Annotated in this window: 20 protein-coding genes; 12 read left to right on the forward strand and 8 right to left on the reverse strand. The window is 63.7% G+C overall.

Features of this window, described 5'->3' with window-relative positions; all coding sequences use genetic code 11:
- Positions 1 to 39 precede the first annotated feature (39 nt).
- The gene (locus L085_RS16985; protein WP_004940783.1) at positions 40 to 921 is read left to right on the forward strand and encodes a LysR substrate-binding domain-containing protein; all 882 of its coding nucleotides are present in this window, start codon (positions 40 to 42) and stop codon (positions 919 to 921) included.
- A gap of 6 nt (positions 922 to 927) precedes the next feature.
- Here the strand turns inward: L085_RS16985 and L085_RS16990 are convergent, their stop codons facing one another.
- The 4 genes from L085_RS16990 to L085_RS17005 all read right to left on the reverse strand — a co-directional run bounded on the left by L085_RS16990 (position 928) and on the right by L085_RS17005 (position 6719).
- Complete coding sequence (locus L085_RS16990) at positions 928 to 4500, reverse strand: molybdopterin cofactor-binding domain-containing protein (RefSeq protein WP_044031299.1); 3573 nt, start codon at positions 4498 to 4500, stop codon at positions 928 to 930.
- Complete coding sequence (locus L085_RS16995; protein WP_004938615.1) at positions 4493 to 5035, reverse strand: (2Fe-2S)-binding protein; 543 nt, start codon at positions 5033 to 5035, stop codon at positions 4493 to 4495. Before L085_RS16995 ends, L085_RS16990 begins: the two co-directional genes overlap by 8 nt.
- Positions 5036 to 5120: 85 nt before the next feature.
- Positions 5121 to 5594 (reverse strand): MarR family winged helix-turn-helix transcriptional regulator, encoded by a 474-nt coding sequence (locus L085_RS17000; protein WP_004938613.1) that lies wholly within the window; start codon positions 5592 to 5594, stop codon positions 5121 to 5123.
- A 66-nt stretch (positions 5595 to 5660) separates the two neighbouring features.
- Positions 5661 to 6719, reverse strand: coding sequence for a 2,5-dihydroxypyridine 5,6-dioxygenase (locus tag L085_RS17005; protein ID WP_015377796.1), 1059 nt, complete (start codon positions 6717 to 6719; stop codon positions 5661 to 5663).
- Between the two features lie 326 nt (positions 6720 to 7045).
- Here L085_RS17005 and L085_RS17010 point away from each other — a divergent pair, with 326 nt between their 5' ends.
- The 5 genes from L085_RS17010 to L085_RS17030 all read left to right on the forward strand — a co-directional run bounded on the left by L085_RS17010 (position 7046) and on the right by L085_RS17030 (position 11848).
- Complete coding sequence (locus tag L085_RS17010) at positions 7046 to 8197, forward strand: FAD-dependent monooxygenase (protein ID WP_033645813.1); 1152 nt, start codon at positions 7046 to 7048, stop codon at positions 8195 to 8197.
- Entirely contained in the window at positions 8194 to 8988 is a 795-nt protein-coding gene (locus L085_RS17015; RefSeq protein ID WP_044031300.1) for an alpha/beta hydrolase, read from the forward strand. Before L085_RS17010 ends, L085_RS17015 begins: the two co-directional genes overlap by 4 nt.
- Before the next feature lie 66 nt (positions 8989 to 9054).
- On the forward strand, positions 9055 to 9756 hold the full coding sequence (locus L085_RS17020; RefSeq protein WP_169541415.1) for an Asp/Glu racemase: 702 nt from the start codon (positions 9055 to 9057) through the stop codon (positions 9754 to 9756).
- 9 nt (positions 9757 to 9765) lie between these two features.
- Positions 9766 to 10395: an N-carbamoylsarcosine amidohydrolase gene (locus L085_RS17025; protein WP_015377792.1), complete on the forward strand. Its 630-nt coding sequence runs from the start codon at positions 9766 to 9768 to the stop codon at positions 10393 to 10395.
- A 142-nt stretch (positions 10396 to 10537) separates the two neighbouring features.
- Positions 10538 to 11848, forward strand: a complete 1311-nt coding sequence (locus tag L085_RS17030; RefSeq protein ID WP_004938595.1) for an MFS transporter — start codon at positions 10538 to 10540, stop codon at positions 11846 to 11848.
- A 71-nt stretch (positions 11849 to 11919) separates the two neighbouring features.
- On the opposite strand, the gene dcp is transcribed toward L085_RS17030, so the two are convergent.
- Positions 11920 to 14121, reverse strand: coding sequence for a peptidyl-dipeptidase Dcp (gene dcp, locus L085_RS17035; protein WP_044031301.1), 2202 nt, complete (start codon positions 14119 to 14121; stop codon positions 11920 to 11922).
- Positions 14122 to 14227: 106 nt separating this feature from the next.
- Complete coding sequence (locus L085_RS17040; protein ID WP_044031302.1) at positions 14228 to 15142, reverse strand: LysR family transcriptional regulator; 915 nt, start codon at positions 15140 to 15142, stop codon at positions 14228 to 14230.
- Positions 15143 to 15245: 103 nt separating this feature from the next.
- On the opposite strand from L085_RS17040, the gene L085_RS17045 reads away from it, so the two are divergent.
- Positions 15246 to 16409, forward strand: coding sequence for an MFS transporter (locus L085_RS17045; protein WP_044031303.1), 1164 nt, complete (start codon positions 15246 to 15248; stop codon positions 16407 to 16409).
- On the opposite strand, the gene guaD is transcribed toward L085_RS17045, so the two are convergent.
- Positions 16394 to 17710: a guanine deaminase gene (gene guaD / locus L085_RS17050; RefSeq protein WP_044031304.1), complete on the reverse strand. Its 1317-nt coding sequence runs from the start codon at positions 17708 to 17710 to the stop codon at positions 16394 to 16396. The genes L085_RS17045 and guaD overlap by 16 nt on opposite strands.
- A gap of 427 nt (positions 17711 to 18137) precedes the next feature.
- Between guaD and fecI the strand changes: the two genes are divergently transcribed.
- The 5 genes from fecI to ydfG all read left to right on the forward strand — a co-directional run bounded on the left by fecI (position 18138) and on the right by ydfG (position 23677).
- On the forward strand, positions 18138 to 18662 hold the full coding sequence (gene fecI / locus L085_RS17055) for a ferric citrate uptake sigma factor FecI (protein WP_044031305.1): 525 nt from the start codon (positions 18138 to 18140) through the stop codon (positions 18660 to 18662).
- Complete coding sequence (gene fecR / locus L085_RS17060; RefSeq protein WP_044031306.1) at positions 18659 to 19615, forward strand: ferric citrate uptake sigma factor regulator FecR; 957 nt, start codon at positions 18659 to 18661, stop codon at positions 19613 to 19615. The genes fecI and fecR overlap by 4 nt, the downstream gene beginning before the upstream one ends.
- Positions 19616 to 19728: 113 nt before the next feature.
- Entirely contained in the window at positions 19729 to 22080 is a 2352-nt protein-coding gene (gene fecA / locus L085_RS17065; protein ID WP_044031307.1) for a TonB-dependent Fe(3+) dicitrate receptor FecA, read from the forward strand.
- 200 nt (positions 22081 to 22280) lie between these two features.
- Positions 22281 to 22802 carry a GNAT family N-acetyltransferase gene (locus tag L085_RS17070; RefSeq protein WP_044031308.1) on the forward strand — a complete coding sequence of 174 codons (522 nt, stop codon included), beginning with the start codon at positions 22281 to 22283 and terminating at the stop codon, positions 22800 to 22802.
- Positions 22803 to 22927: 125 nt separating this feature from the next.
- Entirely contained in the window at positions 22928 to 23677 is a 750-nt protein-coding gene (ydfG, locus tag L085_RS17075) for a bifunctional NADP-dependent 3-hydroxy acid dehydrogenase/3-hydroxypropionate dehydrogenase YdfG (RefSeq protein ID WP_016927858.1), read from the forward strand.
- 36 nt (positions 23678 to 23713) lie between these two features.
- Here the strand turns inward: ydfG and L085_RS17080 are convergent, their stop codons facing one another.
- Positions 23714 to 24040: a YnfA family protein gene (locus L085_RS17080; RefSeq protein ID WP_004938563.1), complete on the reverse strand. Its 327-nt coding sequence runs from the start codon at positions 24038 to 24040 to the stop codon at positions 23714 to 23716.
- Between the last annotated feature and the right edge of the window lie 101 nt (positions 24041 to 24141).

Consider the following 24141-nt stretch of genomic DNA (forward strand, 5'->3'; position numbering starts at 1 on the left):
TGACAGAGCCTGCCTGCGGCAAAGACAGAGGGAAAACGCATGCATTTTGACTTTATCGATCTGCGGCTGTTGGCGGCGGTGCTCGAGACCGGCAGCATCACCGCCGGCGCCGAGCGCGTCGGGCTGTCGCTGGCCGCCGCCAGCGCCCGCATGCGCGGGCTGGAGCAACAGGCCGGCGTAGCGCTGCTGACGCGCAATCCGCGCGGCGTCCAGGCGACGCCCGCCGGTGAGCGCCTGTTGCATCACGCGCGAGTGCTATTGCAGCAGCGCGACCGGCTGCGCGGTGATATGGCCGAGTTCGCGCCGGGCCAGCGCAGCCAGCTGCGCATCGTCGCCAATACCGTCGCCGCCGACGCCTTTTTGCCGGAGCTGTTGGCGGATTTTCTGATGCTGCACCCGCACACCGATATCGCGCTGGAAGAGCTGCCCAGCCCGGCCATCGCGCAGGCAATCGCCGAACGAGCGGCGGATATCGGCATCGTCGCGGATCACGCCGATCTGCGCGGGCTGACAAGTTACCCTTTTCGCCAGGATCGTCTGGTGCTGGCGCTGCCGCCGGGGCATGCGCTCAGCGGCCGCCGGCAGGTCAGCTTTGCGGACGCCCTGCCTTTTGATTTCATCGGCCTGCCGGAAGAGAGCGCGCTGCAACAGCATCTTGAGCAATTGGCGATACGCAGCGGCGGCCCGATGCGGCTGCGGGCGCGTGCCGCTCATTTCGACGCCATCTGCCGCATGGTGCTGCGCGGCGCCGGGCTGGCGGTGGTGCCGGAAGAGAGCGCACAACGCCAGCCGGAAATTCGGCACAGCGCACTGCCGCTGACGGACGATTGGGCGACCCGGCGCCTGTCGATCGCGGTGCGTGACCCGGCGCAGTTGCCGCTGCCGGCGCAGCGGCTGGTGGCGTTCCTGCGCCATGCCTGAGGCGGCTCAGTGCGTGCCCGGCTCTGCGCGCAGCCGCGCAACCTGCGCCTCCACGTCGCGCCAGGCCGGTTTGTCGCCGGCATAGCGTTGGCGTAAATAATTCACCAGCGCCGCTACCTGCCGATCGGAAAAACTGTCCTTAAAGCCCGGCATAAAGCCCAATTCGGCGGTGGCCGGTTTGGGGATCCCTTGCAGAATCACCTTGATCAGGTTATCGGGGCGATCGCTGAAGATGTTGGTGTTATTGGCCAGATCCGGGCTGACGCCGAACAGCTGCGGCCCGCCGGCGGCGGCGCTATGGCAGGCCTGGCAAGCGCCCTGAAACAACCGCTCACCGGCAAGTTGCCCCACCGCCGGCAATGCGCGAGCCGCCAACTGCGCCTGCGGTTCCACGTTCAGCGTCGACTTGGCGCTCAGCGACATCACATAATTGGCCATCGCCCGCAGATCGCTCTGCGGCAACGTCGCCAGCTCGCTCACCACCGGCCCCATCGGCCCGGCCGCCACGCCGTGCTCGGCGGAATGCCCGCTGCGGAAATACTGAAACAGCTGTTCCTCGGTCCAGGGTTTGTCCGCGTTGGCCAATTGATTCAGCGCCGGCGCTTCCCACCCGTCCACCATCCCCCCCGCCAGGAAAGCCGCACCGCCCTTTTCCGCCCCCAGCAGGTTGCGCGGCGAATGGCAGGCAGCGCAATGGCCAAGCCCGTTGACCAGATAAGCGCCGCGGTTCCATTGCGCGCTTTGTTGCGGATCGGGTTGATATTCCCCCTGGCGCAGGAACAGCGCGTTCCAGCCGGCCATCAGCGGCCGCAGGTTAAACGGGAAACGCATCTGATTGGCCGGGTTGCTCTGGCGCACCGCCGGTTGCGACATCAGATAAGCGTACAGCGCCTGCATGTCGCCGTCGGTCATTTTGCTGAAGGCGGTGTAAGGAAATGCCGGATAGAGGTGGCGGCCGTCGCGGGCGATACCCTGGCGCATCGCCCGATCGAACGCGGTAAACGACCAGTTGCCGATGCCGGTTGCCACGTCCGGGGTAATATTGGTGCTGTAGAGCGTGCCGAACGGCGTCGCCATCGCCAGCCCGCCGGCGTTGGTCGCCCCTTCCGATGCGGTATGGCAAACCGCGCAGTCTCCGGCGGCGGCCAGCTGACGGCCGCGCTCCAGCGTGGCGGCCGACCAGGTGCCGGCGCCGGGCGTCGCCACCGGCGCGATCTCCGCCCGCCACGGCAAGGCGCTGCCGGCGATGCCCAGCACGGCGCCGAACAGCCCCGCCGCGCCGCCGAACCACCATTTGCCACGCTTCTTTTTCTTGGGCGGCGCGGCCTGCCGTTCGGCATCCGGCCCGTTCAGCGCCTCACGCAGCTTGTCCGAGGTGATCGGCAGCTCGCGAAAACGAATGCCGGTGGCGTCGAACACCGCGTTGGCGATGGCCGCCGCGCTGGGCACCGACGCCGACTCCCCGGCGCCCAGCGGCGGATCGTAAGGGCGCGGCATCATCACCACGTCCACCTCCGGCACCTCCGGGAAGGTCAGGATCGGGTAGGCCCCCCATTCTTTGGCGGAGACCGTCGATTCCTCAAAGGTCACGCGCTCTTTCAATACCCGGCTGGTCGATTGCAATACATTGCCGTGAATTTGGTGGCGCACGCCGTCCGGGTTAACCATCATGCCCGCGTCGTGGCCGACCACGATGCGCGTCACCGCCACTTCGCCGCTGGCTTTGTCGATCGCCACGTCGGCCACCCAGGCGGCCCAGGCCGCGCCAAAGCCGGGAAACTTGCTGTGGATGTAACGGGCATAGGCAAAGCCGCGCCCGCGCAGCACGCCGTCTTCCGCCGGGGTCTGCATCGGTTCGGTATGCGGCGTCCAGCCGGCGCGTTCTGCGGTGCTGCGCATCAGTTCACTGGCGCGTTCATCATTGATGTAGCGCAGCCGATACTCCAGCGGATCGACGCCGGCGGCGTGGGCCAGCTCATCGATATAAGACTCGTGGGCGAAGGTGTTGGGCAAGGCGGAAACGCCGCGCATCCAGGAGGCACGCACGATCGGCGCCATGTCCTCGATGCTGACGCGCAGCGCCGGATACTCATAAGGCGGCACCGAAGTGCGATCGCCCATTTCATAGGCCACCGGCAGCGGCTCGACCCGGCCGGTCAGCAGCAGCGCCAGCGTCGGCGCGCCGTTGGAAGGATAATAGGTGCGAAAATCGTAGGCGACCGGGTGCCCGGCGGCGTCCAGCCCGCCGTCCACCTCCATCAGTTGCGCCGTGCCCTTCGGTTCCCACACATGCTCTTGCTCGCGGGTCAGCTGCACCCGCACCGGCCTGCCCACCGCGCGCGACAGCAGCGCCGCGTCGGCGCAGACGTCATCGGCGCAATTGCGGCCATAGCAGCCGGCCGCTTCCATGCGAACGATCTCGATCTGCGTTTCCGGGTACTCCAGCAGCCAGGCCAGATCGGCGCGCAGCAGGTGCGGGTTCTGGCTGCCTGACCAGACCTGCAGACGCTCCGGCCGGTAGTCCGCCAGCGCGCAGGAAGGGCCAATCGAGGCATGAAGCTGATACGGCCACAGGTAGCTGCGGGTGAAACGCCTGTCGGCCGCCGCCAGCGCCGCGTCCACGTCGCCGGTATCGTGCACCACCCGGGTCGAATGCGGGTTGTCGCGCAGCGCCTGCGCCACGTCGGTCATCTGCGGCAAATTGCGCCGCCAGTCTTTCCAACTGACTTGCAGCGCCTGCGCCGCCTTGACCGCCTGCTCTTCGCGCTCGGCGACAATGCCGATGAAATCGCCGATCACCACCAGTTTGACGATGCCGGGAATATGCGCGATCGAGGTTTCATCCACCGCCAGCAGGCTGGTGCCGACAAATTCGCCGCTGTCGTAACCGGCATAGGGTGGCCGCACTACCCGGCCGTGCAGCATATTCGGCAACCGCATATCGTGTACGTAAGTGGTTTCGCCGGTCGCCTTGGCCGGAATATCGACGCGCGCGGCGCTGGTGCCCACCAGACGGTATTCCGCCTGCGGTTTCAGCGGCGCGTCGCCGGAAATCGACAGCTCGACATGACCGCCGGCCACCAATTCGGCGTAGCTGAGCGCCTGCCCCTGCGGGCTGCGGATCATGCCCTCCTCCAGCGTCAGTTGTTCCACCGGCGCATCGAAACGTTGCGCCGCCTGGCGCAGCAGCCAACGGCGCGCTTCGGCGGCGGCGTTGCGCAGCGGCACGGCGGAGATCTGCAGCGTGGCGCTGGCGATGGTGGCGCCCTGATTCGGCGCGCGCTCGGTATCGCCCAACACCATTTGCACCTGATCCATGCGCAGGTACAGCTCTTCGGCGACAATCTGGCCGAGCGCGGTGCGCACGCCGGTGCCGAGATCGACATGGCCGTTAAAGGCATAGATTTCACCGCTGCCGCACAGGGCGATAAACAGCCCTTGCTCCTTGGGCTTCAGCACCGGCGTTTGCCCCTTGGGCACCAGCCCCGGCGGCGGTTGCACGCTGTCGACGATCAACAGAACGCCGTCGCGCTGCAGCAATTCGGCCTGGCTCGGCGATGGGGTACGGGAATCAGTCATGATCGTGGGCGTCCTCATCGCGGCAGAGAATGATGGCGCGCTGAACCGCACGCAGGATTTCAAGATGGGTGCCGCAGCGGCACAGATTGCCGGACAGCGCCTGACGGATCTCCGCCTCACTCGGGGCGGGATTGCGATCCAACAGGGCTTTGGTGGTCATGATCATGCCATTGAGACAGTAGCCGCATTGCGCCGCCTGCTCTTCGATAAAGGCGCGCTGCACCGGATGCGGGCGCTGGCGAGTGCCGAGACCTTCCAGGGTCACGATCGCCCGGCCGGACACGCCGAGGGCCGGGATCACGCAGGAGCGCGCCGCCACGCCGTCGATCAGCACGGTGCACGCGCCGCATTCGCCCAGGCCGCAGCCGTATTTTGGGCCGTTGAGCGCCAGATCGTTGCGCAGTACCAGCAAGAGCGGCGTATCCGCCATCACCTGCGCATGAAGCTGTTCGCCGTTCACCGACAGCATCAGCGGATGCTCCGTCAGCGTGGTTTTCGCGCCTTCCCTGGGCGATTGCACTTCAGATATCGCCATTGTTTGCGTCTCCGCCTGCACTTGATGGTCTTATGGGCTGGCCTCTCGCCACCGACCACCAGGCAACCGACGTTGCGCGGGCGAATCAGCCGGTGGCAGGGTCTTCCAGCATTTTATTCAGCAGGAATATCAGCGCTATCCGTTCGGCCGGGTTCAGCGTGCCGAACGTCAATTCTGTGATTTTCGCCGCCTGCGGCACCGTTTCCGCCAGCAGCGCGCCGCCGGCGTCGGTCAGGCCGACCACCACCTTGCGCCGATCCACCGGATCCGGCGTCACCGTGATCAGATCGCGCGCCTTCAGCCGCTCGACGATGCCACGGATGGTGGCTTGATCCACCGCCGTCACCTGCACCAGCTCGGTCAGCGAGCTCGGCCCCATATCGCGCACCGCGCACAGGGTGATGAACTGCACCGCCGTCAGCTGCGAATCGCCGACGTTTTGCTGGAAAATCGCCACGTGGCGCTGATAAACCTTGCGCAGCAGGTGCCCGACTTGCTCGGTAAAATGATAATTTTCGGGTTGGCCGCTCACGGCTGACGGGTATTCGGGGGGCGTCATTGCGTTACTCTCACCATCTATGGAATCCACGAGAATAGTACAAACCCCCGCCGTTGGCAGCAACGATTACGCCCGGCGCACGCGCGACGCCTCCGGCGCCACCACTTCCCCGTCCGCCACCACCGTTTGCCCATCGAGACGAATGTCGCAGCGGCGCAGCGCGATGTCCATATGGCAAGGCGTTTTGCGCGTGCCGCCCACTTCGGTATTCGGCCCGGTGGAGAACAGGAAGTTGCCGTAGAACGCGCGCGCGTCCATGCACATGCCGTCGTTCTTATCGTGCAGGCCCATCGCCGTCCACTGGGCGCGCGGCTGCAGGCCCCAGCCGATGTGCGAGATGCCGTACACTTCCGGATCGTCGAAGTATTTCATGTATTCGCGCAGGTATTCCGCCTCAAAACCGCCGTGAATGCGGGTGACGAACCCTTGTTCGATCTCCAGCGTGATGCGTTCGCGCGCATAGCTTTTGAACGGCAGCAAGATATCGCCAACCTCCAGCACCAACACGCCCTCCGCCTGCTCCTCATTCGGCCAGGTGAACAGGAAACCGCTCGGCCAGTGATCCCAGCGCCCCGGCTCATCGGCATAGCCGTACTCGGTCACCGTCGGATATTGCCCGAGCGGCGCGCGGAAATCGCTGCCGGCGGCGGAGGTCACCTGCATCAGCTTCGCCTGCTCCAGCACGGCGGCGGCGGCCAGCACCCGCGCTTTGTCCTCCGCGTTGGGCAACATGCGCGCCAGCACCTCCGGCGGCTCCACCGCCAGCAGGATGCGGGTGCCGGTTTTCAGGATCTGTTCCTGCTCCGGCGAATGCAGCAGCATCATGGTATCGACGATCAGGTCGGCGGCCTCCAGCGCACGCTGCGCCGCCAGGTTGCCGGTCAGCGCGGTATCGCCGCAATAGGCGGTCATGTCGTTGCCCATCGCCCGCGGATGGTTGAACGCCGGCAGTTCGACGGCATACACCCTGGCGCCCAGCCGCAGCGCCGCGTCGGTCGCGGCGCGCACCGTGCGCGCATCGGAATAATGGCTTTTCAAAATCGCCACGCTCTGCGAAGCATCGACCTTCGACAGCGTAAGCACCTGCTCGAACAGCTGTACCAACTGGGTTTCATTGACCGCCATGGCCTGTCTCCTGTCACGTCAAGGGTATCCGACGCCCGCAAGGCGACGGTTACTTTTCAAACAATTTAAAGTGAACACACTCATTTTATCTAAGTCAAAAAAGGAAGAGAAAGCAAGCCACAGATGGCCATCATAAGAAAGTCCTATTTCATGCCTTATCAATCCTGTGATTAACATGAGTTTAACAGTAATGTGCTGTCAATTAGCGTGAGCGAGATCTGATTTAACACTTTTGCAACTTTGCGTTATCTAGTGCATACACTATAAATCAATCGTCCAACCACGCGTTGGGCCTACGCTGAAAAAAGCCAACAGACAGGGGAAACATGATGAGCAAACAACCACGCATCGCCGTCGTCGGCGCCGGGCTGGGAGGCGCCGCCGCCGCCGGGCTGCTGCAAAAAGCCGGCTTTACCGTCGATCTGTATGAGCAGAGCCCGGCGTTCTCGCGCCTCGGCGCCGGCATTCACATGGGGCCGAACGTGCTGAAGATTTTCCGCCGTCTCGGTATTGAGCAACGGTTGGAGCAGATGGCGTCTCATCCCGATTTCTGGTTCAGCCGCGACGCCGAAAGCGGCGACTACCTGTCGCGCATCGAACTGGGCGCCTTCGCCCGCCGGGAGTACGGCGCCGCCTATGTGACGGTGCACCGCGGCGATTTGCAGGCGTTGCAGCTCTCCGCGCTGCAGCCCGGCACCCTGCACTTCGGCAAATGCCTGAGCAAGATTGAAGATCGCGGTGACGAGGTGGTGCTGAACTTCGTCGATGGCACCTCGGCCCACGCTGATATCGTGATCGGCGCCGACGGCATCAACTCGCGCATCCGCGAGCATCTGCTGGGCGCCGAAGCGCCGACCTACAGCGGCTGGGTGGCCCACCGCGCGCTGATCCGCGGCGAGAAGCTGGCGAAATACAACCTGACGTTCGAAGACTGCGTGAAGTGGTGGTCGGCGGATCGCCATCTGATGGTCTACTACACCACCCAACGGCGCGACGAATATTACTACGTCAGCGGCGTGCCGCACCCGGCCTGGGATTTCCAGGGCAGCTTCATCGACAGCAGCCGCGAAGAGATGTTCGAGACCTTCGCCGGCTACCATCCGATCGTGCAGGCGCTGATCGAATCCAGCGAACAGGTCACCAAATGGCCATTGCTGAACCGCAAACCGCTGCCGCTGTGGAGCGAAGGCCGTCTGGTGCTGCTCGGCGATGCCTGCCACCCGATGAAACCGCACATGGCGCAGGGCGCGGCGATGGCGATCGAAGACGCCGCCATGCTGACCCGCTGCCTGCAGGAAACCGGCCTCGGCGACTACCGCACCGCTTTCCAGCTGTATGAGGCCAACCGCAAGGAGCGCGCCTCCAGGGTGCAGGCGGTGTCCAACGCCAACACCTTCCTGCGCACCCAGGAAGATCCGGCCTGGGTTTACGGCTATGACCTGTATGCGCAAGCGCTGAAATCGGAGAACGCCGCATGAGCACCTTCCTCTACGGCGCCCACGCTCACGCCAACGACATTCGCCAACACTATCTGCGCTACGGCGGCCACGGCCCGGCGCTGATCCTGGTGCCCGGCATCACCAGCCCGGCGATCACCTGGGGCTTCGTCGCCGAGCGGCTGGGGGAAAAATACGACGTCTACGTGCTCGACGTGCGCGGCCGCGGTTTGTCGTCCAGCGGCCCGGAACTGGCTTATGACGCAGAGACCTGCGCACAGGACGTCAGCGCCTTCGCCGCCGCGCTGAACCTAGACAGTTACGCCCTGCTCGGCCATTCGATGGGCGCCCGCTTCGCCCTGCGCGCCGCCGCTTTGCGGCCCGCCGGCGTGCGGCGGCTGGTGCTGGTCGATCCGCCGGTTTCCGGTCCCGGCCGCCGCGCCTATCCCGGCCAATGGCCGTGGTACGCCGACTCCATCCGGCAGTCGCAGCCGGGCATGAGCGCCGAGCAGATGCGCGCCTTTTGCCCAACCTGGAGCGAAGAACAGCGCCAGCTGCGCGCCGAATGGCTGCATACCTGCTACGAGCCGGCGATCCAACGCGCCTACGACGATTTTCATCAGGTGGACAGCCACCGCGACTACCCGCAGCTGACCATGCCGACGCTGCTGATGGCCGCGGGCAAAGGCGGCGTCATTCAGCCCGAAGATCGGGCGGAGATCCGCGCGCTGCAGCCGGAGATCGCCATCGTCGAGGTCGAGAACGCCGGACACATGATCCCGTGGGACGATTTCGACGGCTTCTTCCGCGCCCTGGGCGATTTTCTGGATTAACTGAGGAACACCGACATGAGCAACCACTACCGCATCGGCCAGATCGTGCCCAGCTCCAACACCACGATGGAAACCGAGATCCCAGCGATGCTGGGCGCGCGCCAGCTGATACGCCCGGAGCGTTTCACCTTTCACTCCAGCCGCATGCGCATGAAACACGTCAATAAAGAAGAATTGGCGGCGATGGACGCCGAGTCCGATCGCTGCGCGCTGGAGCTGTCCGACGCGCGGGTCGACGTGCTCGGCTACGCCTGCCTGGTGGCCATCATGGCGATGGGGCTGGGCTACCACCGCGAATCGCAGGCCCGGCTGGCGCAGGTGACGAAAGACAATCAGGCCGCCGCGCCGGTTATCAGCAGCGCCGGCGCGCTGGTCAACGGCCTGAAGGTGATCGGCGCCAAACGCATCGCGCTGGTGGCGCCCTACATGAAACCGCTGACCCAGCTGGTGGTGGACTACATCCAGCACGAAGGCATCGAGGTCAAGGTATGGCGCGCGCTGGAGATCCCGGACAACCTCGAAGTCGGCAGGCACGATCCGGCCAGGCTGCCGGGGATCGTCGCCGAGATGGACTTACGCGAGGTCGATGCTATCGTGCTGTCCGCCTGCGTGCAGATGCCTTCGCTGCCGGCCGTCCCGACGGTGGAGGCCCAAACCGGCAAACCGGTGATCACCGCCGCCATCGCCACCACTTACGCGATGCTGACCGCGCTGGAGCTGGAGCCGATCGTCCCCGGCGCCGGCGCCCTGCTCTCCGGCGCCTATTGAGGAGGCAGAATGAACGACACCCTCAGCGACAACTATCGCGGCGTCTGGGGCCAGCGCATCGGCTTCGGCCGGCGCCCGGCGCTGCTGGCGATCGACTTTATGCAGGCCTACACCACCGAAGGCGCGCCGCTGTTCGCGCCGGGCGTAGTAAGCGCAGTCGAGGAAAGCCGCGAGCTGCTGGCCTGTGCGCGCCGAACGGGAATTCCGGTGATCCACACCCATATCCGCTATCATGCAGGCCATTTTGCCGATGGCGGCCTGTGGGTCAAGAAAGCGCCGGTGATGAAGGACATGGTGGAAGGCAACCCGCTGGCGGCGTTCTGCCCGCCGGTGGCGCCGCTGGGCGATGAGGTGGTGCTGAGCAAGCAATACGCCAGCGCCTTCTTCGGTACCGCGCTGGCGCCGCTGCTGGTGGCGCAAGGGATCGACACGCTGCTGATGATCGGCTGCTCCACCAGTGGCTGCATCCGCGCCAGCGCAGTGGACGCGGTGCAGCACGGCTTTCGCGCCATGGTGGTGCGCGAGTGCGTCGGCGATCGTCACCCCGGCCCGCACGAAGCCAACCTGTTCGACATCGACAGCAAATACGGCGACGTAGTGCACAAACGGGAGGCGCTCGACTATCTGAACCGGTTATGAATCAACGATTCACCTGCAACGACAATAACGAAGGCGCAGACAGCGCCTCAGGCGACCGCCCGAAACAGGGCGGCGTCCATGCAACGCAAACACAACAGGCGCCTCCTGCGGAGGCCAACACGCACCACCTGGAGACAACATCATGGCCATTGTCGACACCCCGCTGGCGGGGAAAGCGGACGCAGAATCGCTGCTGCTGTACCGCAAAATCACCTGGAAACTGATCCCGTTTCTTTGCCTGTGTTATCTGGCGGCCTACCTCGATCGCATCAACGTCGGGCTGGCCAAGCTGCAGATGGCCGACGCGCTGCAGCTGAGCGAAGCGGCCTTCGGCCTGGGCGCCGGGCTGTTCTTCGTCGGCTATATTCTGTTCGAGGTGCCGAGCAACCTGATCCTGCAGCGCGTCGGCGCCAAGATGTGGATCGCCCGCATCATGATCACCTGGGGGCTGCTGTCCACCGCCACCATGTTCGTCACCACGCCGACGCAGTTCTACGTCATTCGCTTCCTGCTCGGCGTGGCGGAGGCCGGTTTCCTGCCCGGCGTGCTCTTTTATCTGACGCTGTGGTTCCCGACCTATCGCCGCGGCCGCATCATCGCGCTGTTCATGATCGGCCTGCCGCTCTCCAGCGTGATCGGCGGGCCGCTCTCCGGCTGGATCATGGGTCATTTCGACATGCGCCACGGGCTGCACGGCTGGCAGTGGCTGTTTCTGCTGGAGGGCATTCCCAGCGTGCTGTTGGGCGTGCTGACCTTCTGGCTGTTGCCTAACACTTATCAGCAGGCCAAGTGGCTGACGCCCGAGGAAAAACAGCGCATTGCCGACGATCTGGCGCGCGACGACGCCGAGGCCGATCACGGCAAGCACAGCTTCCGCGACGGCTTCTTCAACCTGAAGGTGTGGATGCTCGGCGGCATCGACTTCGCCATTCTGCTCAGCGCCTACGCCATGGGCTTTTGGATGCCGACCTTCATCAAAACCGCCGGCGTCACCGACATCACCACCATCGGCTACCTGACGGCGATCCCCAGCGTAGCCGCCCTGCTCGGCATGCTGCTGATCGGCAGCAGTTCGGACCGGCTGCGCGAACGGCGCTGGCACATCATCGTGCCGTTTATCGTCGGCGCGTTGGCGATGGCCGGCAGCACCTTCTTCACCCACAATGCGCTGGCCACGGTGCTGCTGTTCTCCATCGCCCAGGCGGCGATCATCGGCGCGGTGCCGGTGTTCTTCAGCCTGCCGGCCACCTTCCTGCGCGGCACGGCGGCGGCGACCGGCTTCGCGCTGGCCTGTTCGCTGGCCAACATCGCCGGGCTGGTGAGCAATTCGCTGATGGGGCTGGCGCTGGATCTGACCGGCAAGAGCGGCGGCGCGCTCTGGGCCTTCGCCGGCTGCCTGCTGCTCAGCTCGCTGCTGGTGGTGGCCCTGCCGGCCAAGGTGGTGAACCGCTGACTGTCGGCCAAGCCAGAAAGACGAAGGGCGCATAACGCGCCCTTTTGTTTGCTTACCGGGAATGGCCGAACTTACTCGTCCTTCAGCCCACGGTTGATCAGCATCGGCTCGATGCTCGGCTCTTTGCCGCGCCAATCGATGTACAGCTTCTCCAGATCCTGGCTGTTGCCGCGCGACAGGATCATGTCGCGGAAGCGCTGGCCGTTTTCGGCGGTCAGGCCCCCGTGTTCGGTGAACCACTGGAAGGCGTCGTCCGCCAGCATTTCCGTCCACAGATAGGCGTAGTAGCCCGCGGCGTAGCCGTTACCCCAGATGTGCTGGAAGTAGCTGGAGCGGTAGCGCGGCGGCACATAGCTGAGATCCACCTTGTCTTTTTGCAGCGACTCGGCCTCGAACTTGTCCACGTCCTGCTGCGGCTGATCGGCGGTCAGCATATGCCAGTGCATGTCCAGCAGCGCGGCGGACAGCAACTCGGTCATGCTGTAGCCCTTGTTGAACTTGTCGGCCTTCTTGATCTTGTCGACCAGTTCCTGCGGCATCGCCTCGCCGGTCTGGTAGTGCTTAGCGAAGTGGCTGAACACTTTCGGATCGCTGACCCAGTGCTCGTTGAACTGCGACGGGAACTCGACGAAGTCGCGCGCGGTGTTGGTGCCCGACAGGCTCGGGTATTCCTGATCGGCGAACATGCCGTGCAGCGCGTGGCCGAACTCGTGGAACATCGTGATCACGTCGTCATACGACAGCAACGCCGGCTGCCCCGGCGCCGGTTTGGTGAAGTTGGCGACGTTGTAGATCACCGGCTTGGTGCCATTGAGCTTCGACTGATCGACGAAGTTGCTCATCCAGGCGCCGCCGCCCTTGTTGTCGCACTTGAAGTAGTCGGTGTAGAACAGCGCCAGCGATTTGCCGTCCTTGTCGAACACTTCATACACCTTGACGTCCGGCTGATAGACCGGGATGTCCTTGCGCTCTTTGAAGCTGATGCCGTACAGCAGGTTGGCGGCGTAGAACACGCCGTTGTTCAGCACGTTGTTCAGCTCGAAGTAAGGTTTGATCTGCGATTCGTCCAGATCGTACTTGGCCTTGCGCACCTGTTCGGCGTAGAACTGCCAGTCCCAGGCCTGCACCTTGAAGTCGCCTTTCTGCTGATCGATCACCGCCTGTATGTCTTTGGCTTCACGCTCGGCGCGCGCGGTGGCCGCCGGCACGATGTTGCGCATAAAGCTCAGCGCGGCATCCGGCGTCTTGGCCATCTGGTTCTGCAGCTTCCAGGCGGCGTAGTTCGGGTAGCCCAGCAGTTTGGCCTGCTCGGCGCGCACCTTGGCCAGACGCGAAATGGTCTGACGGGTATCGTTGCCGTCGCCCTTCTCCGCACGCGTCCAGGAGGCGTCGAACAGCGCTTTGCGGGTGTCGCGATCTTTCAGGCTCTGCAGCAACGGCTGTTGCGTGGTGTTCTGCAGCACCAGCAGCCACTTTTTCTCCAGCTTGCGTTCGGCGGCCGCCTGCGCTGCCGCGGCCAGTTCGCCTTCGGACAGACCGTCCAGCTTCGCCTGGTCGGTTATCGCCAGCGCGCCGTTTTTGCTCGCCGCCAGCAGTTTGTTGGTGAACTGGGTGCTCAGCGTCGCCGCTTCCTGGTTCAGCGCTTTCAGCTTGGCCTTGTCGGCGTCCGACAGGTTGGCGCCCGCCAGCTCGAAGTTCTTGTAGGTCACTTCCACCAGCCGGCGCGATTCCGGATCCAGCTTCAGCGCATCGCGATCCTGATAAATGGCCTTGATGCGCGCGAACAATTTGCCGTTGAGCATGATGTCGTCGTTCAGCGCCGCCAGCTTCGGCGAGGTCTCTTCATCCAGCTTCTGCAGCGCGTCGCTGGTGTTGGCCGAGGTCATGGCGCCGAACACGTTCATCACCCGCGTCAGCAGCGAACCGGCCTGCTCCAGCGCCACGAAGGTATTTTTAAAGTTGGGCTTGGCCGGGTTGTTGGCGATCTTCTCCACCTCTTCCCGCTTTTGCTTGATGCCCGCTGCGATCGCCGGCGCGTAGTCGCTCTCCTTGATCAGGTTGAACGGCGGCGCCTGGAACGGCAGACGGCTTTGATAGAAGAACGGGTTTTGGGTCTTTTGCTTGTCGTGCTGATTGGCTTCACCGGTCACGGTAGCCTCCTTCGCCTGGCCGCTGGGCAGCGCGCTATGGTCGGCGTGAGGTTGGGTTTCTGCTGCCTGTGCCTGCGAGCCCAGCGCCATGCCGATCGCCAGCACCAATGTGGATAAACGCATCAAATCGAAACTCCTCCATGTTCACGGAATAAGGTCTCGGGGAATGGCTCCCTCTGAGTCATCACCTAGCTTAGGCGCAGTTGGCAGTTTGAGCAAAAACAAGTGATTAGAAGTTAGTCGCCTCGCCAACCTGCTGTATCAGAAAGGTCAGCAGCGCGCGTGTTTTGGCCGGCAGATAGCGGCGGCCGGGATACACGGCATACAGCTGCAGCGGCGCCGGCGGCAAGGCCAGCGGTATCTCAACCAAACGTCCGTCGGCCAGAAACGGCCGGCAACCGAGCTCGGAGAGCATGGCGAACCCCACGCCGGCCAGGGCCGCCTTCAGCGCCATCTCCCCGCTATTGACGCGATAGCGCGCATTGACCGGGACGGTAACGAACTTGCCGTCCGGGCGCACGAACTGCCACGGCATGCCCTTCAGCGCATCCACCGTACTGATACAGGGCAATTGCGTGAATTGCTCAATCTCCGCCGTCGGCGGCCACTGCGCCAGCAGCGCCGGCGCGGCCACCACGATGCAGGGGAAAGACGCCAGCGGCTGCGCGACATAGTCGCTGTCGTCCAGCATGCCCCGGCTGATCATCACCGCCAGATCGACATCGTCAAGCAGGGACGCCATTCCCGCCAGATTGGTGACGCAGCTGATTTCGATCTGCGGATGCTGCACGGCGAACGCCGCCAGCGGCTCGCCCAACAGATATGGCCCCACTTCATTCGGCACGCACAGGCGCAGCGGCCCACGCAGCTGTTGCTGCCGTTCGCTGAGCGTTTGCGCGGTATGATCGAGCGACGCCAGCAACGGCTGAACCCGCTCATGCAACAGCTGGCCGTTCGGCGTCAGCCGCATTGAGCGGGTGCTGCGCTCGATTAAGCGCTGGTCGAGCTGGCGCTCCAGCTGCGAGATAGCGCGGCTGACGTTGGAGGTCGGCATCGCCAGCGCCCGGGCGGCCCCGACGAAGCTGCCTTGCTCCACCACCGCCACGAAAATGCGTAACAGGTTTAAATCCAATTTGGCGCGCATGATTATCCCACATTTGATAACAAACCATGCCATTTCTACCACCTAATCCCGCTCAACGCCAAGCGCTACACTGCCGGCCTGATTCTGCAACCGATGGATGCTTATGACACCCACGAGAAAGCTGACGGCGATAGCGCTGGTCATCGCCTTTATTCAATTCACCAATGCCCTGGAATACATGGTGTTCAACCCGATATTTCTCTATATGGCCGCCGACTTTTCCGTGCCCGTCAGCTACGCCGGTTATGTCAGCGCGGCCTATACGCTGGCGGCGGTGATTTCCGGTATCGGCGCGTTCTATTGGATCGGCGGCGTTGAGAAGCGGCGTTTTCTGCTGCTCAACGTCGCGCTGCTGGGGGTGACGACCTTACTGATCGCCGTAACTCAGCAGTTTTATTGGCTGTTGGCGCTGCGGCTGCTGGCCGGTCTGCTGGGAGGCACCACGATGGGCGTGGGGATCGGCTTGCTGCTCAACGCCGCGCCGGCCGCGCTGCACGGCCGAATGTTGGCAACGGTGATCGCATCTTTTTCACTGGTGAGCATCGTCGGCATGCCGGGCATGTTGTACCTGTGCGAGGTAGCGAATTGGCGCGTTGCGCTGGTGGCGATCGGCGGGCTGTGTCTGCTGGCGGCGGTGTTGGTGGCGCTGTTCGTTCCCAGGGATGCGCCGCAGCCGCAGGCCGCCGCCCCCGTCACGCTCGATCGCCGTTTGTTGCTGTTCGCCTCCGCCGCCGGTCTGACGCAGTTCAGCCCGATGCTGCTGATCCCGGTACTGGCGCCGCTGCTCACCCAGCGGCTACAGGTGGCCGACGCGCATTTGGCCTGGCTGTTTCTCATCGGCGGCGTAGCCGGCTATCTGGCGACCGTGCTGGCGGGCCGCTGGCTGCAACGCTTTGGCGCCGTGACGCTGACGGTGAGCGCCACGCTGTTGCTGTTGGGCAGCCTGTGGTTGGCGGCGTGGGGTGGCGATCGCGGCGAACTGTTCATGATTGCGTTTCTTGCAGCGGCCTACGCGCGGCTGGTGGCGATTTCTTCCCTGAGCATGCGCTGGCCGGACAATCGGCAACGCGCCGCCTTCGGCACGCTGCAAACCGCCCTGATACACCTGAGCGCCACGGTGGCCTTCTTGCTCTCTTCCGCGCTGCTGAGCGGCGGCCTCACCCCGCTCAGTTTGCAACGCCTGCTGTGGCTGTGCGCACTGAGCGCCGTCGCCGTCGCGCCGCTCAGCGTTTGGCTGCAGGCGCGGCTGCGTCAGCGCGCCGCCTGATAAACCACCTTACCGTCCACATAGGTGCGATAAATGTTGCGATCGTCCCCCAGCGTCATCAGCACAAACCCTTGCGCCATCAGCGTGGCGCTGTTGGCGTGACGCAGCTGCTGCAGCGGCGTCACCGCCGGATCGAGCACCACGAAATCCGCCTCTTTGCCGACGTTGAAGTTGCCGATTTTGTCGTCCAGCGCCAGCGCGCGGGCGCCGCCCAGGGTGGCATGATAGAACGCTTCTACGGCGGAGAGCCGGTAATGCTGCAGCTGGCCGACCTTGTACGCCTCGCCTAACGTGCGCAGCATATTGAAGGTGGTGCCGGCCCCCACGTCGGTGCCGATGCCGAGCTTCACCCGCTTGCGCCAGGCCTGCTGCAGGTCAAACAGCCCGCTGCCGAGAAACAGGTTGGAGGTGGGGCAAAAGGCGATCGCCGAGCGGGTATCGCACAGGCAGTCCCACTCCTGCTCCTCCAGGTGCAGGCAGTGAGCGAACACGCTTTTATCGCCGGTCATGCCATAACGGTGGTAAACATCCAGATAGCTGCGGTGCTGCGGAAACAGCGCTTTTACCCAGGCCACTTCCTGCGGGTTCTCGCTCAGGTGCGTCTGCAGCCAAACGTCGGGATACTCTTCGCGCAGCCGCTGCACCTGCGCCAGCAGCGCCGGCGTACTGGTGGGCGCAAAGCGCGGCGTAATGGCGTAACCGAGGCGGCCTTTGCCGTGCCAGCGTTCAATCAGCTCACGCGTCTGGTGATAACTCTGCGCCGGCGTTTCCAGCAGCGCCTCCGGCGCATGGCGATCCATCATCACCTTGCCGGCGATCAGGCGCATGTTCAGCGCTGCCGCCTGGCTGAACAGCGCATCGACCGACTGTGGATGCACGGTGCCGAACACCAGCGCGGTGGTGGTGCCGTTACTCAGCAACTGCTGCAAAAAGAAGGCCGACATCGCATCGGCGTGCTGCTCACAGTCATAACGGCTTTCGGTCGGGAAGGTGTAATTGTTTAACCAGTCCAGCAGTTGATCGCCATAGGCGCCAATCATTTCGGTTTGCGGATAGTGGATATGGGTATCGATAAAACCCGGCACGATCAGCTTGTCGCGATACTCCGTGACCGTGAAGCCCGGCGGCAGCAGCGCCTCGCCCTGCCGCCAGCTGCCGAACCAGACGATGACGCCGTCGTTCAGCAGCAGTAAACCGTCGGGAATATGCCGCAGGCGTTCCTCGAGCTGTTGCGGCGCCTCCACACAGGCTGCGATATCAAAAAAATTGCCACGAATAGCCGTGGTGAATTGCAGTGCCATTATTTTCTTCCTTGTGACGACCGACCAAGCTCACCCGCGAAATAACCTGCGCCGATGAAACAAGGCTTTTTTGCCCAAACGCAAAGACCGGCTTAAGCATAGCAAGCCGTATGCCAACAGGCGGCGATAAAATACATTTTTAAATAAAAACAATTAATTAGTAATTAACCTAAACGCATAGACCGGCGAAAGAGAATAAGATCCACGCTCAGTCTTCGACGGCGGATAAATAGCAACCGTTTGCTTGCCGAAATAACACCGCGCCGCTGCACCTTTAATGGGCAAACGACGCTCTTTACGACCGTCCGCTTTATTTCAACGCCGCGTCCGGGGGCGGAACCCCAGCCTGGAGGCAACGGCCAAACTTGAAACGATAACTATTCTCAATTATCATCCGCGCATCTTTTTGACCAGCAATGCGAAAACCATGTCCGCCACCGCCTCTGCCCCGCACGCCGCGCTGTCGCGCCTTTACGCCACCCACCACGCCTGGTTGCAGGGATGGTTGCGTCGGCGGCTGGGCTGCGCGTTCGATGCGGACGATGTGGCGCAGGACACCTTTATGCGCCTGCTGAAAAGCGACGCCGCGGCAACCCTGCGCGAACCGAAAGACTTTTTGGTCACCGTCGCCAAACGGGTGATGGTCGATCTGTTCCGCCGCAGAACGCTGGAGCGCGCCTATCTGGAGATGCTGGCGCTGATCCCGGAAGGCCATGCCCCGTCGCCGGAGCAGCGCCAGAGCCTGCTGGACAGCCTGCAGCAGATCGACGCCATGCTCGACGGCCTCGGGCCGAAGGTAAAACAGGCCTTTCTGTTGTCGCAGCTCGAAGGCCTGGGCTATACGGACATCGCCGCGCGCCTCGGTGTCTCGGTCAGCTCAGTTAAAAAATACATGGCCAAAGCCACCGAACATTGCCTGCTGTTCAGCCTGGAAAACGACGTTTTCTCATGAGCAACGCCATCACCCCCGAGCAGCGCCAGGCGCTGAAAATGGCCGCACACTGGTATGCGCTGCTGTGCGACGAGCACGTTACCGAGCGCCAGCGCCAACAGTGGCAAGCCTGGCATCAGCAGCATGACGATCACCGCTGGGCCTGGCAGCGCGTCGAAGCGCTGCAGAGCCAGCTGCAGGGCGTGCCGGGCAAGTTCAGCTACCGTGCGCTCGACCGCGCCGGCCGCCAGACGGCGATCGATCGCCGCACCCTGCTGAAAAGCCTGCTGCTGTTGCTCGGCGTGGGCGGCGGCGGCTTCCTTTACCAGTCGCCGTTCGGCCGGGAGCTACGCGCCGACTACCGCACCGCCACCGGAGAGATCAAACCCATTGTGTTAAGCGACGGCACCCAGCTGGTGCTGAACACCGCCAGCGCGGTGGACGTGCATTACGACGATCGTCAACGCCTGATCCGCTTGCACGCTGGGGAAATCAGCCTGATTACCGGACGCGACCCCCGGCCGCTGTGGGTGCAAAGCCCGCAGGGGGCGATGCGCGCGCTCGGCACCCGTTTTTTAGTGCGCGAGAGCGGCGGCGAGACGCGTCTGACGGTGCTGGAGCATGCGGTTGAAGCGCAACTGGCGCAGGACGCGCGGCAAACGCGCCGGGTGAATGCCGGCGAACAGATCAGCTTCAGCGCCACGGCCTTCGGCGACAAACACCCCGCCGCGCAAGAGGACGGCTGGCTACGCGGCGTGCTGAGCGTCAGCCAGTGGCGGCTGGACCGGGTGATCGCCGAACTGGCGCGCTACCGGCGCGGCCATCTGAGCTGCGATCCGGCCGTCGCCGGCCTGCGCGTCAGCGGCAGTTTCCCGCTCAACGATACCGATCGCGCCCTCGCCCTGCTCAGCCAGACCCTGCCGATACGTCTGCAGAGCTTTACCCGCTATTGGCTGCAGATCGTCCCCGCCTGAACTTTTTAAATGAAAATGATAAAAAATCGCATTTTTGATTATCCCTTTTGCCTTGCTCATCCGACTCCCAGGAAAACACTGCAGCAATAAATAAAAATGATTCAGGAGAAGGTATGAACAACGCTTGGGGAAAGGTCGCTCCGGCTTCGCTTTGGGGAAAACGGGCCAAACCGCTGGCCGTGGCCATTGGCCTGGCCTTCGCCGCACCGCTGATGGCGAGCGCCGCCAGCGCCGCGGCCACCTATCACATTCCGGCCGGTGAGCTGGACGGCGCGCTGAACGCTTTCGCCGCTCGCGCCGGCATCGCGCTTTCGGTAGACGGCGCGTTAACCGCCGGTAAAAGTTCGCCTGGCCTGAACGGCAGCTACGGCGTCGATGACGGCCTGAATGCCCTGCTGGCGGGCAGCGGCCTGCAGGCCCGAGCGCTCGGCAACAACGGCTACACGCTGGCCAAACTGCCGCAGCCGCAGAAAGAAGAAGACATCACGGTAGTCGGTGACTGGCTGGCGGAAGGCCGCCAGATCGACGTGTTCGAACACCCCGGCGCGCGCGACGTGGTGCGCCGCGAAGAGTTCGCCAAAACCGGCACCACCACCGTGCGCGAAGCGTTGAACCGCGTGCCGGGCGTGGTGGCCCCGGAGAACAACGGCACCGGCAGCCACGATATGGCGCTGAACTTCGGCATTCGCGGCCTCAACCCGCGCCTCGCCAGCCGCTCCACCGTGCTGATGGACGGCATTCCGGTGCCCTTCGCCCCTTACGGCCAGCCGCAGCTGTCGCTGGCGCCGGTCTCGCTCGGCAATATGGACGCGATTGACGTGGTGCGCGGCGGCGGCGCGGTGCGCTACGGGCCGCAGAGCGTCGGCGGCGTGGTCAACTTCGTCACCCGCGCCATCCCGAAAACCTTCGGCATGACGGCCGGCATGCAGGGGCAGCTCAGCCCGACCTCGCGCCAGGATCACCCGAAAGGCACCGGTAACCTGATGATCGGCGGCACCGCCGACAACGGCTTCGGCGCGGCGCTGCTTTACTCCGGCACCCGCGGCAGCGACTGGCGCGAGCACAGCGCGACCAAGATCGACGACGTGATGCTGAAAAGCCGATACGCACCGAACGAGGTGCACACCTTCAACAGCCTGCTGCAATACTACGAAGGCGAAGCGAACATGCCGGGCGGCCTGAGCCGGGCCGACTACAACGCCAACCCGTTCCAGTCGACGCGCCCGTACGACAAGTTCTGGGGCCGCCGCCAGTTGGCGAACTTCGGCTACCAGTATCAGCCGGATCGGCAGCACAAGTTCGACGTGCAGAGTTTCTACACCTACACCCTGCGCAGCGGCTATCTGGATCAGGGTAAAAACCTGACGCTGTCGCCGCGCGAATACTGGGTGCGCGGCGTGGAACCGCGCTACAGCCAAAGCTTCCGCTGGGGCGACTCGGCGCATGAGGTCGGCGTCGGCTACCGCTACGTCAGCGAATCCACCCACGAACTGCGCTACACCAGCAAAGCCAGCACCGGCAGGCTGCCGTCCACCGCCAGCCCGTACGATCGCGACACCCAGTCCGGCACCGAGGCGCACGCGTTTTATATCGACGATCGCATCGACATCGGCGACTGGACCATCACGCCGGGCATGCGCTACGAATACATCAAGTCGTATCAGAACAACTACATCAAGAACAACCGCCTCGACGTCAGCTATAACGCGCCGCTGCCAGCGTTGAACGTGATGTATCACCTGAACGAATACTGGAACCTGTACGCCAACACCGAAGGCTCCTTCGGCACCGTGCAATACAGCCAGATGGGCAAAGCGGTGGACAGCGGCAAGATCGAACCGGAGAAGGCGCGCACCTGGGAGCTGGGCACCCGCTACGCCGGCGATGCGCTGACCGGCGAAATCGGGCTGTTCCTGATCAACTTCAACAACCAGTACGACTCCAACCAGGTGACCGACAGCGTGACCGCGCGCGGCAAAACCCGCCACGCCGGGCTGGAAGGCAGCCTGCGTTACGATCTGTCGCAGCTGACGCCGAAACTGGACGACCTGACCGCCTACGCCAGCTACGCCTACGTCAACGCCACCATTCGTGAAGACGGCGGCTACAAGGGCAACCAGGTGCCTTTCTCGCCGAAGCATAAAGGCACGCTGGGGCTGGACTACACGCCGGGCAACTGGGCGTTTAACCTTAACGGCGAGTTCCAGTCCAGCCAGTTCGCCGACAACGCCAACACCGTGGCGGAAAGCGCCGACGGCAGCACCGGCCGCATTCCCGGCTACATGCTGTGGGGCGTGCGCGCCGCCTATGATTTCGGCCCGGAAATGGCCGGCCTGAATCTGGGCGTCGGCGTGAAAAACCTGTTCAACCACGAGTATTTCACCCGCGCCTATGACGACAACAACAAGGGTCTGTACATCGGCCAGCCGCGCACGATTTATCTGCAAGGTTCGGTGAAGTTCTAATCCGCAGCGGCGGGCGCGGTTAACCGTGCTCGCCGTCTTTCTCATCAACGTGACGCCGTCACATAAAGCCGTTCCTCCGCGCCGCCGCAGCGGCGAAAAATAAGTCGCTTCTGACGCCAATGCGCGTAATATCGACGATCCGCCCCAACTTATGGGCGCGGATTTTTTTGCCATTCTGGCCTGAAAAGCGAGGGAATAAGATGAATCATAATGACCTTTCGCAGTGCCGCGTTGACACCGACCGTTTGTTGATTGCCCCCTTTACCGCAGCAGACGCCGACGATGTTTACCAGGCGATCACCCCCACTCTGACGCGCTTTATGACCTTTGAACCGGAAGCGTCGCTGGAAGACTTCGCCAACGTCTGGCAAAGCTGGCTGCCGCTGATGCGCGAAGGCGAAGAAGTGATCTTCGTCGCCCGTCGGCGCGAAGACCGGCAGTTCGTCGGCGTCGGCGGCGCGCATAATCTGCGCAGCCACACCCCGGAGCTGGGCATCTGGGTTAAAGAGAGCCTGCATGGCCAGGGCTACGGCCGCGAAATCGTGCAGGGCATCGCGCGCTGGGCCAGCGAGCGCTTTCAGCCGCCGCACTTTCTCTACCCGGTGGCCGAGCAGAATACCGCCAGTCGCCGCCTCGTCGAGTCGCTGGGCGGCGTGCTGGCCGGCCGTTGCGAGCGCATCAAGTATGACGCCGTGGTGTATCACCTGCCGCCTCAGCGCTAGTCAGCATCGGGCCGCCGGCCCGGTGTCATCTTTTTTGCTTTCCGCCGTGATAACCCCTGCCACTGCCTGCGGGTTTGTGCTAATGATAGAGGCATGTAGGGTAAAAACAGTTGAGGAACAGCAACATGATTATTTTTGTTACCGGCGCCACCTCCGGTTTCGGCGAGGCGATCGCGCGCCGTTTTATCCGTGAAGGCCATCAGGTGATCGCCGCCGGGCGCCGCCTTGAGCGTCTTGAAGAGCTGCAGGAAGAACTCGGCCAAGCGCTGCACATCGTGCGGCTCGACGTGCGCAACCGCGCCGCCATTCAACAGGCGATCGAAGCACTGCCGGCCGAGCTGCGCCAGATCGACGTGCTGGTGAACAACGCCGGGCTGGCGCTGGGGCTGGAGCCGGCGCACAAGGCCAACGCCGATGACTGGGAAACCATGATCGACACCAACGCCAAGGGGCTGGTGAACATGACGCGCGCGCTGTTGCCGGCCATGGTCGAGCGCAACGTCGGCCACGTGATCAACATCGGCTCCACCGCCGCCAACTGGCCTTACGCCGGCGGCAACGTGTACGGCGCCACCAAGGCATTCGTCAAACAGTTCAGCCTGGGCCTGCGCGCCGATCTGCACGGCACGCGCATCCGCGTGACCGATATCGAACCGGGCCTGGTGGGCGGCACCGAGTTCTCCAACGTGCGCTTCAAGGGCGATGACGGCAAGGTCAACAAAACCTACGAAGGCGCCGATGCGCTGACGCCGGAAGACATCGCCGAGTCGGTATTCTGGGTCGCCACGTTGCCGGCGCGCGTCAACATCAACACGCTGGAAATGATGCCGGTCAGCCAGTCCTTCGCCGGGCTGAACATCCACCGCGGCGCCTGAGCCGCGACGGCGGGAGGCAACTCCCGCCGCGTTTCCTCAGGCCGCGCGCCAGCCGGAAACGATAATCAGCATGCCCGCCAGCGCCACGCCGGCGCCGACCCAATCCAGCGCAGACAGCTTCACCCCGTCCACCACCCGCAGCCACAGCAGCGCCGTCGCCACATACACACCGCCGTAGGCCGCATAGACCCGCCCGCTGGCCGCCGGATGCAGCGTCAACAGCCAGACAAACAGCATCAGGCTTAATGCCGCCGGCAGCAGCAGCCAGGCGCTGCCCTGCTTCTTCAGCCACAGGTAAGGCAGGAAACAGCCGATAATTTCAGCCAGGGCGGTGGCGAAAAACAACAGCGTGGTTTTTAACATCGGTCGCAGTTTTCTCTCGGTAAAGTAAACGAATCGGCGCTTGGCTGGTGAATTCCAGGAGCGCAGTGGTATATTTATCACCACGCCTGCGGGCGAGGTAA

This window comes from Serratia sp. FS14, assembly GCF_000695995.1.
Classification (GTDB): domain Bacteria; phylum Pseudomonadota; class Gammaproteobacteria; order Enterobacterales; family Enterobacteriaceae; genus Serratia; species Serratia nematodiphila.